This is a genomic window from Streptomyces sp. JH002 (assembly GCF_050916115.1).
GTDB lineage: Bacteria > Actinomycetota > Actinomycetes > Streptomycetales > Streptomycetaceae > Streptomyces > Streptomyces xiamenensis.
Window position 1 is genome coordinate 2,936,217 of record NZ_CP087989.1, and the last position, 14,764, is coordinate 2,950,980.

Sequence of the window (14,764 nt, forward strand, 5' to 3'; positions counted from 1 at the left end):
GTGTGTCAGTTGTTATCGGAGCGATGTCTTCCGATCACTCACGGTGAAAGGCGTCCCTCCAGCGCGAGTGCCAGCTTCTGGTGCAGCCGTTCCGCCGTCCCCTCCACCGATCCGTTCCCCGCCAGCAGTTGCGCGACCTCCTGCCGCAACTCGCGCGAGAACGCCGGATAGTAGGGGCTCGCCGGACGTGCCCTGGCCTCCTCCAGTGCGCACCACAGCAACTCCGGGTACCCAGACGGCACCTCGCGTACCGCCCCCTCCGCCGGCTCCCCCGGCGCCCGGGGCACCGCCACCGCCGTGACGGCCGCGCAGTCCGGTTCCCGCGGGTCCCCGATGCCGTACGCGTCCCGCAGGGCCGGTGCGAACCCGGCTTCCAGCAGCCTGCGCTGGCTGTCCGGCTCCGCCGTCAGGAAGCGGATCAGCCGTTCGGCGTCCGCCGCCCGCGCGCTGTCGGCCGAGACCGCGAGCGACTGCCCGCCCAGCGCCGCCGCCCCCGGCAGCGGGACCACCCCGAAGTCCGCGCCGTCCGGCAGCGTGGCGTCCAGGTGCTGGTACGCGTACGGCCAGTTCCGCATGAGCACCACCCCCGACGGGTCACCGCCGTCCAGCTCCCCCGTGAACTCGCGCAGCGCGCCGGTCTCGTCCGCCTCCCGGGCCCGTTCGCTCAGCTTGCTGCCGTCCGCGATCCGCAGCAGTTCACTCAGCCCGCGCCGCAGCTCCTCCTCGCTGCCCCGGTATCGCCCCCGCTCGTCGGTCAGCTCCACCCCCACGCTCCAGAACGCCTCCAGCACGTTGACCGTCAGCCCCTCGTAGGGGCGCAGTTGCGTGACGTACAGCGGGTGTTCCTGGCCGCCGGGCCACTGCGCGATCAGCTCGCCGAGCGTCTCGTGGCCCAGCAGTTCCCCCGGTTCGCGGCCGAGCGCGGTCAGCAGGTCCTGCCGGTAGTAGAGGAGTCCGACGTCGGTGTTGAACGGCACGGCGTACGCCCGCTCGCGCCAGCGGCCCGCCTGTGCCGCCTGCGCCAGGAAACCGGCCTCCAGCAGGGTGTCGTCCAGCGGGCGGATCAGACCGGCCTCGGCGAACTCCGGGACCCAGGTGGTGTCCAGGTTCAGCACGTCGAAGTCGGCGCTGCCCGACTGGAGCGCGGCGATCAGCTCACTGTGCTGGCCGCCCTCGGTGCGGGGCAGCTCCACCAGCCGGGCCGGGCGGTTGTCCTCGTCCGCGTTCCAGGCGTCGATCAGCGCCTGCCGTACGCCCTCCCCCTCGCGGCTGGTCAGGTCGGCGCCGCTGACCACCACCAGCGGTCGCCCGTCGTCGACCCGGGCGGGGGCCCGGCCCGGGTCCGGCGCCCCGCTGCATCCGGCCACCACCGACAGCGCCAGCAGCCCCGGCAGCACCCGCGCCCGTACCGCGCCCCGCCGCGTCATCACGGCTCCCAGGGCGCGGTCAGGCCCCGCAGGGTCCCGGCGAGCGCCGCCCCCGGCGACCCCGAACTGTCGAAGCACAGGGCGCCCGAGGCGATGAGCATCCGGTTGTACAGGTGTTCGCAGCCGAGCGAGCCGTAGGAGACGACGGCGACCGGCGGCGCCGCGTCCGCCGGTACGTCCAGCCGCCCGGCACTGTCCTCGTCATCGGTGATCAGCACCACCAGCCGGCCCCGGTCCGCCTCCGCGGCGTCCGGCTCCGGTGTCAGCAGCGCGAGGCCCGCCTCCAGCGCCGGGGTGATCGGGGCGTGCCGTTCCACCGGGGCGAGCGCCCCGATCGCCGTCCGTACCCCGTCGGCCCCGTCGTACGGCGCCAGGCCCCGCACCGTGCGCACCGGATCGGCGCCGCCGCCCGGCGTGGCCAGCACCGCGTACCCGTCCTTTGGCCCCAGCGCCCCGATCGCCGTCCGCAGCAGCGCCGCGTACTGCGCTTCCCGGGCGTACGAACCCGAGGACACGTCCACCACGAACACCACGTCACGCGGCCCCTGCCGGCTCTCCTCCGCGCGCAGATACCCGGCCGCCGCCGCCTCGTCCGGCGCCAGCAGCCGGGGCAGCGCGGGCGCGGTCACGAACGCCTCGTGGTTCAGCGGCGGCGCCTCGATCAGCGCGCGCCGCTCGTCCCGCGGGTCCCGGAAGCCCTGCGCGCCCAGCGCCCGCACCCCCTCCGCCGAGCCCAGCCACGCCCCCAGCCGCCCGATCGCCTCCCGCCGCTCCGCGTCGTCGGCGGCGGCGTGCTCCCAGTGCACGGGCACGAACGTCAGATCGAGCGGCGGTACGTCCCCCGGGTAGTACGCCCGGTACCGCTGGTCCCAGGTCAGCTGGTCGAGATGGGCGCCGGCCGCACCGCTCAGACAGGCCGGACGCCGCTCGGCGCGCACCAGGTCCACCGCCGTCCGCTCCGCCACCAGCAGCGCCGGTGCCGGGGTGGCGGGCCCGCCTCCCGCCGGCCGCGCCAGCGAGCACAGCAGTGCGGCGTCGTCCGCCGGCGGCAGCGGCACGTCCTGGATCCCGCCCGGCCCAGCCGTCATGCCGTGCAGCAGCGCCGCCGCAGACGCTGCGGGGCGGGCCCGTAACACCGTGAGGTCCTGCTCGCCGGCCGCCTCCAGCAACCGTTCCAGCGGCTCGCCCGACCGCCGCAGTCCACCCGGCGGCTCCCCCGGCAGCAGGACGACGGCGGGCGAGGTGGCCACCGTCACCGGCTCCCCCGGGTACGCGGCGCTCTCCGCTCCGTCCACGGCGTCCGCCGTCCCCCGCAGCGCCACCGAGGAGGACGGCAGCCACACATCCGGGCGCGGCCCGATGTCGCGCAGCGGCTGCGCGCACTCCTGCCCCGCCGCGTCCGCCGGGGCGTCGCCCGCGCAGGTGCGCTCCGGCTCCGCCCAGGCGGCCGAGCTGCCCAGCGCCCGGGCGGCGTCCCCGTCGGGGGCCGCGTAGACGAAGGCGTTCAGCTGGCGGCAGCCCGCCGGACGGCCGCCGATGGCCTCCCGCGCCGCCGCCGAGCCCTCGAACGTCTCCAGTACCCGGGCGAGGGGACGCTCGTACTCGGGGCTGGTCAGGATCCGCAGCTCCAGCGGGACGGGACAGTCTGGGGGCGGCGGATGGAGCGCGCCGCCGATCGCGTCGCCCAGCGCCAGCAGGCCCGTACCGGCCAGCGCCGCTCCGGCCGCCACGAGCAGGGCGCGGGCCGGGCGTTCCCTGATCAGGCGCCAGGCCGTGGCCGGCCAGGCGGGAAGCGGCCGGCGCGCCGCACGCGGCGGCGGGGTGGCGATCGCCTGGGACAACACGGTGTCCTCGGCGCCGTTCTGGAATCCGACGTACGGCTGCCAGTCGTCGGGGTCGCTGTCGGCGGGCGCCGCCGCCGCGTCCCGCCCGGCCCGCTCCCGCATCGGTGCGCGCAGCGCCGCGACCGTCACCGGTCCCCCGTCGGGGCTGCCGGTGCCCTCGCGCAGGATGTCGAGCAGCGCGGCCGTGAACGGGGTCGGGCCCCGGCCGTCCCCGGCGTCCTGCCGTCCCAGCGGCCGGGAGGAGGTCACGAGTGCGAACGGCACCTCCTCCCGCAGCGGCTCCAGGCGGGCGTTGCCCGAGAAGCAGCAGTCCAGGATCAGCACCACCCGCTCGGCACGGGTACGGCACAGCAGATCGCGCAGTTCGGCGTACCGGATGCCCAGCAGCCCGGCCTCCGTCGCGCTCGCCTCGCGGGGTTGCAGGTGCAGCCGGCCGGGCCCGGACTCCTCCTCGACGAGCTGACCGTGCCCGCTGAAGTAGCACAGCAGCAGGCTCTCGGCCTCCTCCGCCGCGCGCCCGACGGTGTCGACGATCTCCTCGCGGCGGGGCGAGTGCAGCGGGGGCAGGAGCGCGGGACCCAGCCGGCCGAGCACGTCGTCGCCGAGCACCTCGTACAGCTGATCGATGTTCGCCGTCACGGAGGGCAGTGGCGGATAGTCGGCGGCGTGGTCGTACCGCGCCACCCCGATCAGCACCACCCGGGACCGCCCGGCGTCCGGCTGAAAGCTCACCGCCCCGTCACTCGGCGGGGCCGGAACCAGGACCCGAGCGGGGGCCGGATCCGGGCCCGGGAGCCGAGCCGGGCCCCGCCCCCGGGTCGATCGCCTCCGCCGCCAGCCGCGCCTTCTCGGCCAGCTCGCCGCGCGAGTACGTGCGATCTCCCTCCACCGTCACCCGCAGGTTCCCCGCCATCTCGACGGTCACCCGCAGATCGCGGCGCGGCCGGTTGCGCAGATGGTTGTACACGGAGCGCAGCAGCAGCACCATCACCGCCCCCGCGGCCCGTTGCGCCAGGTGCAGGAGCAGGTCGTCCCACACCCCCATGGCGTTGTCGACCGGCCGGGGCTCGCGGCCGATCCGCTCGGTCACCTCCCGCAGCTCGGGATCGGCCTCCAGCCACAGACGCAGCTGCCTGATGTCCTCCTGGGTGGCTCCCGTCCCCTCCACCCGAATCCGTACGGTGGCCGTCATCGGCACATTCCCGCCCTTCCCCCGGACACGCTGACAAACCGTCACCCGATTGTATGAGTGACCTGTGACACAGCAATGGTGCGCGCGTCAGCTGCCGTGGTTCCCCGTCGGCCGGGCGACCGCCAGCAGGGCCATGTCGTCGTTCAGCCGGCCGCCCGTGTAGCGCAGAACCTCCGTGACGAGCCGGTCCAGCAGTTCCTCGGGGCCCCGGAAGGTCTCCTCGTCCAGCGCGTACGCCGGATCGAAGAAGACGCCCCGCCCGTCCCGCGCCTCGCTCACCCCGTCCGTGTACAGCAGCAACTGCGCACCGGGCGGGAACGCGAACGTCTGCGGGCAGCCCGTCCAGCCGGACAGATCCATCAGCCCCAGCGGCAACTGCGGGTCCGTCACCTCCAGATAGTGCGCCGGGCCGCCCCCGGGCAGCAGCAGCGGCGGCGGGTGGCCGAGGTTGATCAGCCGCAGCTCGTGCGGCGGCGCCCTGGGCACCTCCACCACCAGCGCCGTGGCGAACTCCTCCTGCGGATCGATCGCCCCCCGCGCCCGCTTCTCCCGGTCCACCGCCGCCTGGAGCCGGGTGCACAGCGTCCCCAGCTCCTCCTCGTACTCGGCGGCCTCCCGGAACGTACCGAGGATCACCGACACCATCTCGGTGGCGCCGAGGCCCTTGCCGCGCACATCACCCACCAGCAGCCGCACCCCGAACGGGGTCTCGCGCACCGCGTACAGGTCACCGCCGATGAGCGTGTCGCGCTGCGCCGCCCGGTAGCGCGCCGCCACCAGCAGCGGCCCGGCCCGGCCCGGCGGCTCGGGCACCACCGAGCGCTGCACGATCTCGGCCACCCCGCGTGCCGAGGCCACCCACTGGTCGCGCTGGGCCACGACGCGGTTGATCAGCAGGGCGAGGCCGGAGACCGTGAACACGGTCAGAAAGGTGACGATCTCCTGGCCGGTGACCGCGGCCCGTCCGGTGAACACCAGCAGGGCCGACGCCAGCATGGCCGCGAGCCCCGTGTACAGCGTGCCCCGGAAGCTCAGCACCGGGGCCGCCAGCACCGGCGGGGCCACGAACAGCGGGGTGAACGTCAGATGCGGCGGCGTCACCGCGCTCAGCACCAGCCCGCTGAGAATCAGCAGGGCGGGGACGAGGCGTACGTATTTGAGCCCCCTGGCCGGCTGCGGTGGTGTCGGGTACACACACCCAATCTGCCGCGCCGGGCGGCCGGGGGCGAGTCGATCACCGGCCGACGATCACCGGCGGGGTGGCACGCGAAAGCTCCCGCACGGCACGCGCGGGAGCTTTCGGACGGAGAACGGAACGGTAGGCCGTGTGGGACTCGAACCCACAACCAAAGGATTAAAAGTCCTCTGCTCTGCCAATTGAGCTAACGGCCCGCAGACAGCAGCATAGTCGCACCCCTGGCGCGGCTCGCAGGCAATACGGCACAGACGCGGCGGAGTGCACGCCCACCGGGGCCCGGCGCGGTGGCCGGGCCCCGGTGGGGTGTCACGGTGTCAGTTGTCGCGCTTCCAGCGCGGCTTGTCGTCGCGGTAGCCGCCACCACCGGTGCCGGCGCTGCCGCGGCGGTCATCGCCCCGGCGGTCATCGCGCCGGTCGTCCCGCCGGAACCCGCCACGGTCGCCGCCGCCGGTGCTGCCACCGCGGTCGTCACGGCGGCCCTGGTACGGACGCCGGTCATCGCGCCGGAACCCGCCGCGGTCGCCACCGCGGTCATCGCGCCGGAAGCCGCCGCGGTCGCCGCCGCCGGTGCTGCCACCCCGGTCATCGCGACGGTCCCGGTCGAAGGAGCCGCGGTAGCCACCGCGGTCGTCCCGCCGGTCACGGTCGCCGCCCCGGCGGTCATCACGCCGGTCGTCCCGCCGGAACCCACCGCGGTCATCGCGGCGGTTCTGGTACGGACGCCGGTCGCCGCGCTCGCGCTCCTCCTCGGCCGCCTTCGCGGCCCGCTCCGCACGCCGCGCCTCGCGCTTGGCCTCGCGCTCGGCCTCGGCCACGGCCTGGGCCTCGGCCGCGGCGGCGATGGCCTCCGCCGGGTCCTCGCCGCGCTCGCGCGCCGCCCGCCCGGTCAGCTTCTCCGCCTCGGAGCGCAGCTCGGCGGCCCGCTCCTGGGCCCGCTCCAGCTCCCGGGTCAGCCGGTTCACCTCACGGTCGGCGTGCAGCGCCGCGCCCATGGCGGCCTCCGCCTGCACCTCGGTGAGCGAACGCGCGCCGATGATCTCGGCGACCTCGTCGTCGAAGAGGTCACCCCGCCCGATGACGTGCCGCGAGGCGTCCACGCCCGCGTCCTCCATCAGCCGGAAGATCGTGCGCCGCTGGTGCGGCAGCGCCAGCGACACCACGGTGCCGGACTGCCCGGCCCGCGCGGTACGCCCGGAACGGTGCAGGTAGTCCTTGTGGTCCCCGGCCGGGTCCACGTTCAGCACCAGGTCGATGCCGTCCACGTGGATACCGCGCGCCGCCACGTCGGTGGCGACCAGGACCTTGATCTTGCCGCCCTTGAAGTCCTCCAGGGTGCGGGTACGGGCGCCCTGCGTCATGCCGCCGTGCAGCGCGTCCGCGCGCGCACCGGACTCCCGCAGCTGCTCGGCGACCCGGTCGGCGCCCAGCTGGGTCCGCACGAAGACGATGGTGCGCCCCTCGCGCGCCGCGATGGCCGCCGTCAGCGGGGCCTTGTCGCGGGGCTTCACCACGAGCACGTGGTGGGTCATGGTGGTCACCGCGCCCTGCGCCGCGTCCACCTCGTGGCTGACCGGGTCGACCAGGTAGCGCTTGACGAGGGTGTCGATCTCGTTCTCCAGGGTGGCGGAGAACAGCATGCGCTGGCCGCCCGGGGGCACCAGGTCCAGCAGCTCGGTGACCTCGGGCAGGAAGCCCAGGTCCGCCATCTGGTCGGCCTCGTCCAGGACGGCGACCTCGACGTCGTCCAGCGAGCAGGAGCCGCGCGCGATCAGGTCGCGCAGCCGCCCGGGGGTGGCGACGAGGATGTCGACGCCGCGCTCCAGGGCGTAGATCTGGTTGCCCATGGAGGTGCCGCCGCAGACCACCTTGAAGCGGAGGTTCAGCTCGTGGCCGTAGGGCTCCAGCGCGTCGGAAACCTGCATGGCCAGCTCACGGGTCGGGGTGAGGATGACCGCGCGGGGCTTCTTCTTCTCGGTGCGGCCGCCGGCCAGGCGGGCCAGCGTCGGCAGGCCGAAGCTCAGCGTCTTGCCGGAGCCGGTACGGCCGCGGCCGAGGATGTCCTTGCCCTCCAGCGCGTCCGGGATGGTGGCGGCCTGGATGGGGAACGGGGTGGTCACGCCGTTCTCGGCGAGCTTGCGCACGACCGCCTGCGGGAGACCGAGGTCGGCGAAGGTGGTCGTCGGCTCATCCAGGGGCAGGATGGCGTCAGCGGTTGTTACGGACATGCGAAATGAGACCCTTCCGGAGTCTTGGTCGGCACGCGCCTTAGCTCCGTAGGTGCTCAAGACCGCCTGTCTTTGCGGTCAGCCACGGCTTGACGAGGAACGCGCCACACGGCGCGCTGCGATCGGGCGCCGGGCAAGTGGGATCAAACGATCTACAAGCATACGCACCGCACCGGCGCGAACGCAAACGGCGCTCAGCCGTCGCCCTCCGGCTCGGGGTCCGGCTCCGGCTCGGGGTCGGGGTCCGGGGCCGGCGGCGAGCTGGGTTCGGGCGAGGCGGGCGGCTCCGGGGCCGGCGGCGTGCCCGGCTCCGGCTCGGCCGGCGGCGGCACCGCGGTGCCCGGCGAGGTGGGGGTCCCCCCGGGACGCGGGCCCGGCGCGGGGCCCGGCTCCCTGTCGTCGGCGGACGGAGCGGGCACCCGGCCCGGCTCGGGCCGCTCGGCGGGCCCCGTGGGCCGGTCCTCCCGCTTCTCCACCCGGTCCGCGCCGCCCTTGCCGTCGTCCTCCGGGTCCTCCCGGCCGTCCTCGCCGGGCGGCGACCCGTCCGGCGCGGCCGGCTCCCGGCCCTCCTCGGCCGGCCCCTCCCCGGCCTCCCCCTCGACCAGCGGCGAGGCGTTCCCGGCCTCGGTGGGGCCGCCGGACGGTGCCTCGGGGTCGACGCTGAGGCAGCCGGTGAGCGTCAGCGCCAGCAGCGAGGTGAGAGAGGTGACAGCGACGGGAACAAGTGGACGCACGGCGGCGCACCTCCGGGGCACGGTGGGACGGCAAGGACAGGCGCCCTGCCCAACTGCCATCCGGCCCCGGGGGTCACGGACAATGGAGGTGTGCTGAAGATGACACGTGAGTCATTCGAGGAACTGGTGAGCGAAGCGCTGGACCAGGTCCCCCCGGAACTGGCCCGTCTGATGGACAACGTCGCCGTCTTCGTCGAGGACGAACCCGACCCGTCCGACCCCGAACTGCTGGGGCTGTACGAGGGAACGCCGCTCACCGAGCGCGGCGAGTGGTACGCGGGGGTGCTGCCGGACCGGATCCTCATCTACATGGGCCCCACGCTGCGCTACTGCGAGACCGAGCGGGACGTGGTGCACGAGGTGACGGTGACCGTCGTCCACGAGATCGCCCACCATTTCGGCATCGAGGAGGAGCGGCTGCACGAACTGGGCTGGGGATGAGGATCCGTGTTGGTGATCCGTTCGGGCATCGCCTATGCTTCTCGCGTTCACCCGTCACTTCGCGGTTTCGGTGTGACCAGCGGCCCTCATCGTCTAGTGGCCCAGGACGCCGCCCTTTCAAGGCGGTAGCACGGGTTCGAATCCCGTTGGGGGCACCACCCGAAGCCATCCACAGCGTTCCGTCTGTGGGTGGCTCTTTGCCTTTTTCCGTTTTTCCGCCGCCTTTTCGCCGCTTCCCGCGGCCCCGAGCCGCCCCGAGAACGAGAGAAGTGATGCCGGGTGTCCGACCGACCGCTCCTGGTGCTCAACGGTCCCAACCTCAATCTGCTGGGCAAGCGCGAACCCGCGATCTACGGCACGGACACCCTGGCCGACGTCGTCCGGCTGTGCGAGGAGACGGCCGCCTCTTACGGCGTCACCGTCGACGCCCGGCAGAGCAACCACGAGGGCGAGCTGATCGACTGGATCCAGGAGGCCAGGGAGAAGCACGCGGGCATCGTGATCAACCCGGCCGCGTACTCGCACACCTCGGTCGGCCTGCTGGACGCGCTGAGCGCGTGCGACGGGCTGCCCGTCGCGGAGGTGCACATCTCCAACATCCACCGCCGCGAGGCGTTCCGGCACCACAGTTACGTCTCGGCCGCCGCCTCCGCCGGAGTGATCGTGGGCTGCGGTGTCCAGGGGTACGCGTTCGCGGTGGAGCGGGTCTGCCGGCTGCTGAAAGCGCCGCTCAGCGGGGTCTCCGCACCGTGATACGCTGCTTCAGCGACATCGGGAGAGCCGGTCGCACAAGCCAGGTCCTGTAGAGCAGTTTGGAGTGCTCGCCACCCTGTCAAGGTGGAGGCCGCGGGTTCAAATCCCGTCAGGACCGCTCTGGCTGGGTAGCTCAGTTGGTACGAGCGTCCGCCTGAAAAGCGGAAGGTCGCCGGTTCGACCCCGGCCCCAGCCACCTTCCTTGAACAGCAAAAACACCCCTCTCAGTGGTATTGAGAGGGGTGTTTTTGACATCCATACGCCAACCGGTACGCCAACGGCGTCAGCTCAGCCGGTCCCCGAGCTTGTCCGACGCCTTCCGCATCTCGTCAAGGGACGCGTGGGCGTAGACCTTCATCGTGACGCTGTGGTCGCTGTGCCCGGCGATCTGCTGCACGATGTGCGGCCGCACCCCGAGGTCCAGCAGCAGGGTCACGCAGGAGTGGCGTAGATCATGAAAGCGGAGAGCGCCCAACCCGAGCCGCTTCCGCAGCGGATACCAACTGCGCCGGAGATTGTCCGGCTCCAATGCGGGCCGGTCTCACCCGGCTTGGGCACGTCCAGGTCGATGACCAGCAGTCCGGACGGCCCGGTGGCCAGGCCGATGTTGTACGGGCCGGCCTGCCAGCACCGGGCGATCCGGTCCGGGTCGGTGGTGGCACATGGCTCCCACCGGGAGATGGCGGGGCGCTTGGTGCCGGGGATGAGCGGGAAGATGTGCCAGCCGCGTTATCCGTGTCCGGTTCGACAACAAGGCCGACCCCCACCGGAAATCCATCCTTCCCCCATCCGGTCTGACCGGCTCACCGTGGGCGGCGGAAGCCTGACCATGCACACTCTCTACCGCTACGAAGTAGTGGCCAACGACTTCCGCCAGCAGATCACCCGCGGCGACCTACGCGCGGGCGCCAAGCTCCCCACCGAAGAGAAGCTGGCCACGCAATACGGCGTGGGCTGACCCACCATCCGGCAGGCCCTTGGCGCGCTCCAGGCCGAAGGGCTCGTGGAGAAGCGCCACGGACGCGGCAACTTCGTCCGCATCCCACTGAACCGCATCGTGTACGCGAACGACCGGCACCCCGAACCGACCCCCGCCGGCCCGCCGACCCTCACCCAGACCACCATCCGCGAAACCCTCGCCGGCACCGACCTCGCGCCCCTCCTCGACGTCCCGGAGGGAACACGGCTGATCGAACAGACCACGATCAGCCGCAGAAAAGGCAGCACCCCCCACGCCATGGTCCGCGCCTACATCCCCCGCAACCTCATCCCCGGCCCCCTGCCCACCCCCGAACCGCAGACCTCACCCTGGGCGGACAACCTCCGCACCCACCTCACCACGGCCGGCATCCACCCCACCCACACCACAGAACGCCTCACCGCCCGCCCACCCACCGCCGAAGAATCCGAAACCCTCAACCTCGCCCCCGGCGTCTCCGTCCTGGCCATCCAACGCCAAACCACGGACACCACAAACCGCATAGTCGAAGCCGCCCACCTCATCCTCTCCGGCGACCGCGTCGAAGCCACCTACACCACCCCCGTAGCCAAGAAGCTGTAACACCAGGGGACACCTGTCCCACCTGTCCCACTGTCCCACCTGTCCCACTGTCCCACCAGCAATCCCGGGGTCGGGCGCTCCAAAAAGCGCTCCACCCCGTGCCGTTCGGGATACGGATTCGCCACCCAACATCGCACCCAACTTTGTAACTCGACCTGCGACATGACATGGCGACTAGCTGTAAGGTTGTGTTCAGACGCGTACTCGTCAGTACGCCGAACAGGGGCTTCTCTGATCGTGTGAACTTCTCGCACTGGTGTGGTTCTGCCCCCGGGTTGCATCCGGGGACAGAACCACGTGCGAGATGCCAGAGTGAGCCCGGCCGAGTTCTACGCGGTCGGGCTCGCTCGCGCTGCAGAGCTATCGCAGCGCCTCGATGCACCTTGCGATGGCAGTCACAACACGGGCCGATACTTCTGCCACCATCACCCAACTCGCCTTCTCAGTACCTTGCGTAGTTGGACGACGCCGCCTTCGTCGTGCTGTTCGCCCCATCTCTCCACCTCCCCCTGCATTCTCAGGTGACATCCCTGAGCACTTGAAAAATCCAGGGCTGCCAATTCGAGGCGGTGAAGCTAGGCCAGCTTAGCGGGCATCAGGCCACACTGTGAAAGAGAAGAACCATGGCACTCATAAGATAGATGATCGCATGTCTTCAAATCGGATAAGGGCACTCTAGAGCGCGACCAGGGTAGCGCCCCTCTCGTGTTCCAGCCCTTGGACTTAAGTCGAACGTATGTTGCCATTGCAGCCCTGGCCTGGATACTTGAGAGCTGGATCGAGCTCGACGGTGATCAGGCACGTAAGCACCCAGCTCGCAGCCCCATTCGGCAATCACCGCTAGAGATAGGCACCAAAGGCACCAAGCTTGCACGTCGCCTGACATTCGGCCCAACATGCATGCGGGCAACGGCCAGCATTCCAAGCCAGCCCCCGCCGACCCATCGATCCTGCTCAGGTCACCAACCGCGAAACCATCAGCGAGACGGACCCGCCCCCCTGGGGCTACGCATGAAGGAACCCCCTACAACATAGACCGAGGGCCTCACAAGGAGGCCCTCGGCGCTCGGTGCGGCCGACTAGCTACCGGTTACGCACGATCAACAAAATGACCGCGATCAGCAGCAGCGAGATCGGTTCCATTGTCTTCTCCCTCTACCAGGCCCTCACTTGGGCAGCGGATTGTTGGAGAAGTCACCCACCGAGCACTCATCAGTATGCGGCAACGAACCCTTAGTTGTCAGCCGTTCGGCGGAACTTACCTGGCGAGCCAGACACATGCAGGTCGACACGCAGGGGTTCCGCCAACATGCCCACGGAACACCCCGGGCTCCTACTCAGCAGATGATCATGTTCCGAGGCATGCCACCGAGACTTGAGCTCATACTGCGTGGCCTCTTAGCAGTCCAGCCAACTCGTCAGGGTGCGCCTTCGTCACCTCGCTCTCCAGTTCAACGACTGAAGGGATGCAGCTCAGGATGTGCTCTGCCATGGCGGCACCCAGTCATTCTCCCTGCACACGGCTGCAAGGGGCCGGTCTACACTTTTCAAGAGTTCCGAGCCATAGATGTCTTTAATCCGCATTCCCAGAACGCGCGAGACAGACAATTCAGTCTCGGGGTTACCCATGTCGCGGCGGGCCGACAAGACGAACTCCGCATAAAGCTTCAAAAGAACTCCAGGTGGAGCATTGTGATATGTGGACTGCATAAAATTATGGAATCCATCCACCGCTTCATCAGATCCGTAAATACTGATCCAAGCCGCAAACTCGGCGACATCCTTTCGGAACTTCTCGCCGTTGGCAACAATCTCTTTGACGGCCTCCGGATCCAGCACGTTGGCGAGGAGATCGATCATGGGCTTGTAGGTGCCATATCTCCTCTCGGAGACCTTTTGCTCCAAATCTCGGAGCCGCTGCGCTGCGGCATCGTGACGTCGAGCGGCCCGAGCGGACCAGGACGCAACGATAGCCGCAAGTACTGAAGCGATCGCCGGAATGCTTGTAGCGATGAGTCCACCCACGCACTTTCCCTTTCAGGAGATCTACCTTCGTGGACACCGACACGTCGCTGACGACCCGCTGTGATGGGGTACTGAGCTGATATGCCAGCGTGACTGAAGGCTATCGACTGGCACTGACATCAGTGGTGACATCAACGTCGATGGATGTCAGCGCATCAGGGCAGTCCTCGGCAGCAGGCGACACAGGGCGCGGGGGCACGGCACGGGATGGTGGGGTCGCCTGAAAAGCGGAAGGTCGCCGGTTCGACCCCGGCCCCAGCCACCTTCCTTCATCGACAAGCCCCGCGCCTCACAGCGCGGGGCTTTCGTGTTTCTCCCGGCCGCCGGGGTGGCGGGTGCGCCAGGTCCAGAAGATCACCGAGGAGACCAGGGCCCAGCCCAGCAGGACCAGATAGGGCTGCAGGTGCTGGTATCCGTGGAAGTAGACCGCGTTGTGCAGGGCGTTGACCGAGGCGCCCGGGGGGAGCCAGCGGCCCAGGATGCCCAGGGCGGCGGGGAGCAGTGGCCAGGAGACGGGGCCGCCGGAGGCCGGGTTGCCCAGGATGACCAGGAGGCCCCATGTCGGCAGCAGCGCCCAGCGGCCGAAGAAGGTGTTGAAGACGGTGAAGACCATGCCCGCGGTGAACATCGTCAGCATGAGCTGGAGCCAGCTGATCAGCGGCAGCGGGACCGCGTCCAGGATCCAGTCCACGGTGGCCGCGATGAGGAAGCCGCCCAGGACGGAGAAGCCGGCCACCGCCACGATGCGCTCGCCCGGGGTGAGCCGGGAGGCGTGGACGCTGAGCTGGATGGTGCCGAGGAAGCCGATGATCACCGCGGCCAGGGTGATGTAGAAGAGCGCCAGGCCGCGTGGGTCGCCGGAGTGCAGGGGCTTGAGGTCGGTCACCGTGACCTGGGCGCCGATCGTGTGGCCCGCCGCCGGGCCGGCCGTCTTCAGCAGTTCGGCCACCGAGGCGCCCGAGGCGCTGGAGACCGACAGTTCGATCGCGTCGTCCCGCTCCCGCACGATCGCGAAGACCCGCTGCCGCTCCACTGCGTCCACAGCCTGTGGATAATCCGGGTAGGTGTGGATGCGCAGCGTGGTGTGGAGGGCTTCTTCCAGGGCCGAGACGTACGCGGTGGTCCTGGCCGGCTCCGGTTCGCCGGCCACCGCCACCGGCATCCGGTGCGGGGTGGGGTTGGCGAGGGCGTAGGTGTACGCCCCGGCGAAGACGGCCGCGCCGACGGCGGCCAGCAGGGAGATGACCACCGCCGCGTAGTAGGGGGAGTGTTTGAACGCCTGCCAGCGACTCACATACGCACTCTAAAGGGATAAATCTCCCCGATATTGGTTCGCCGCTCCCCGCCGCCAGGTGAGACTCTTG

13 protein-coding genes, 4 tRNA genes and 1 pseudogene are annotated in these 14,764 nt (G+C 70.7%); 7 read left to right on the top strand and 11 right to left on the bottom strand.

Going from position 1 to position 14,764, the window contains the following annotated elements:
- Positions 1–38 precede the first annotated feature (38 nt).
- From H7827_RS13230 to H7827_RS13260, 7 genes are all read right to left on the bottom strand, one after another.
- On the bottom strand, positions 39–1,427 hold the full coding sequence (locus H7827_RS13230) for an extracellular solute-binding protein (RefSeq protein ID WP_432745228.1): 1,389 nt from the start codon (positions 1,425–1,427) through the stop codon (positions 39–41).
- Positions 1,427–4,003, bottom strand: coding sequence for a caspase, EACC1-associated type (locus H7827_RS13235; protein WP_432745231.1), 2,577 nt, complete (start codon positions 4,001–4,003; stop codon positions 1,427–1,429). The genes H7827_RS13230 and H7827_RS13235 overlap by 1 nt, the downstream gene beginning before the upstream one ends.
- Before the next feature lie 7 nt (positions 4,004–4,010).
- Positions 4,011–4,463 carry an effector-associated constant component EACC1 gene (locus H7827_RS13240; RefSeq protein WP_200365692.1) on the bottom strand — a complete coding sequence of 151 codons (453 nt, stop codon included), beginning with the start codon at positions 4,461–4,463 and terminating at the stop codon, positions 4,011–4,013.
- Positions 4,464–4,550: 87 nt separating this feature from the next.
- A complete protein-coding gene (locus H7827_RS13245) occupies positions 4,551–5,657 on the bottom strand; it encodes a PP2C family protein-serine/threonine phosphatase (protein WP_432745234.1) in 1,107 nt (368 codons plus the stop codon).
- A gap of 125 nt (positions 5,658–5,782) precedes the next feature.
- Positions 5,783–5,855: transfer RNA gene (locus H7827_RS13250), tRNA-Lys, on the bottom strand.
- 120 nt (positions 5,856–5,975) lie between these two features.
- Complete coding sequence (locus tag H7827_RS13255) at positions 5,976–7,886, bottom strand: DEAD/DEAH box helicase (protein WP_432745236.1); 1,911 nt, start codon at positions 7,884–7,886, stop codon at positions 5,976–5,978.
- Between the two features lie 194 nt (positions 7,887–8,080).
- Positions 8,081–8,620 carry a hypothetical protein gene (locus H7827_RS13260; RefSeq protein WP_432745239.1) on the bottom strand — a complete coding sequence of 180 codons (540 nt, stop codon included), beginning with the start codon at positions 8,618–8,620 and terminating at the stop codon, positions 8,081–8,083.
- Positions 8,621–8,710: 90 nt separating this feature from the next.
- Here H7827_RS13260 and H7827_RS13265 point away from each other — a divergent pair, with 90 nt between their 5' ends.
- The 5 genes from H7827_RS13265 (at position 8,711) to H7827_RS13285 (ending at position 10,010) form a co-directional block, all read left to right on the top strand.
- Positions 8,711–9,061, top strand: a complete 351-nt coding sequence (locus H7827_RS13265; RefSeq protein ID WP_030733240.1) for a metallopeptidase family protein — start codon at positions 8,711–8,713, stop codon at positions 9,059–9,061.
- Positions 9,062–9,143: 82 nt separating this feature from the next.
- Positions 9,144–9,219 (top strand) — tRNA-Glu (locus tag H7827_RS13270).
- Between the two features lie 121 nt (positions 9,220–9,340).
- Positions 9,341–9,814, top strand: a complete 474-nt coding sequence (aroQ, locus tag H7827_RS13275; RefSeq protein ID WP_432745241.1) for a type II 3-dehydroquinate dehydratase — start codon at positions 9,341–9,343, stop codon at positions 9,812–9,814.
- Positions 9,815–9,857: 43 nt separating this feature from the next.
- Positions 9,858–9,932 (top strand) — tRNA-Asp (locus tag H7827_RS13280).
- Between the two features lie 4 nt (positions 9,933–9,936).
- Positions 9,937–10,010 (top strand) — tRNA-Phe (locus H7827_RS13285).
- A gap of 87 nt (positions 10,011–10,097) precedes the next feature.
- Here the strand turns inward: H7827_RS13285 and H7827_RS13290 are convergent.
- Together H7827_RS13290 and H7827_RS13295 are read right to left on the bottom strand one after the other, a co-directional pair.
- Entirely contained in the window at positions 10,098–10,343 is a 246-nt protein-coding gene (locus H7827_RS13290; RefSeq protein WP_432745244.1) for a tyrosine-type recombinase/integrase, read from the bottom strand.
- A 2-nt stretch (positions 10,344–10,345) separates the two neighbouring features.
- A pseudogene (locus H7827_RS13295) lies at positions 10,346–10,531 on the bottom strand (bifunctional DNA primase/polymerase); the annotation flags it as partial.
- A 112-nt stretch (positions 10,532–10,643) separates the two neighbouring features.
- Here H7827_RS13295 and H7827_RS13300 point away from each other — a divergent pair.
- Complete coding sequence (locus tag H7827_RS13300; protein ID WP_432745247.1) at positions 10,644–10,772, top strand: GntR family transcriptional regulator; 129 nt, start codon at positions 10,644–10,646, stop codon at positions 10,770–10,772.
- A gap of 45 nt (positions 10,773–10,817) precedes the next feature.
- Entirely contained in the window at positions 10,818–11,375 is a 558-nt protein-coding gene (locus H7827_RS13305; protein WP_432745250.1) for a UTRA domain-containing protein, read from the top strand.
- A 1,473-nt stretch (positions 11,376–12,848) separates the two neighbouring features.
- On the opposite strand, the gene H7827_RS13310 is transcribed toward H7827_RS13305, so the two are convergent.
- A complete protein-coding gene (locus H7827_RS13310) occupies positions 12,849–13,400 on the bottom strand; it encodes a hypothetical protein (protein WP_432745252.1) in 552 nt (183 codons plus the stop codon).
- 289 nt (positions 13,401–13,689) lie between these two features.
- Positions 13,690–14,694, bottom strand: coding sequence for an ABC transporter permease (locus H7827_RS13315; RefSeq protein ID WP_432745254.1), 1,005 nt, complete (start codon positions 14,692–14,694; stop codon positions 13,690–13,692).
- Between the last annotated feature and the right edge of the window lie 70 nt (positions 14,695–14,764).

Bases quoted from the DNA above. Each gene is read 5' to 3' on its own strand.
- H7827_RS13230 (WP_432745228.1), bottom strand. From the start codon at position 1,427: ATGACGCGGCGGGGCGCGGTACGGGCGCGGGTGCTGCCGGGGCTGCTG.
- H7827_RS13240 (WP_200365692.1), bottom strand. From the start codon at position 4,463: ATGACGGCCACCGTACGGATTCGGGTGGAGGGGACGGGAGCCACCCAG.
- H7827_RS13255 (WP_432745236.1), bottom strand. From the start codon at position 7,886: ATGTCCGTAACAACCGCTGACGCCATCCTGCCCCTGGATGAGCCGACG.
- H7827_RS13300 (WP_432745247.1), top strand. From the start codon at position 10,644: ATGCACACTCTCTACCGCTACGAAGTAGTGGCCAACGACTTCCGCCAG.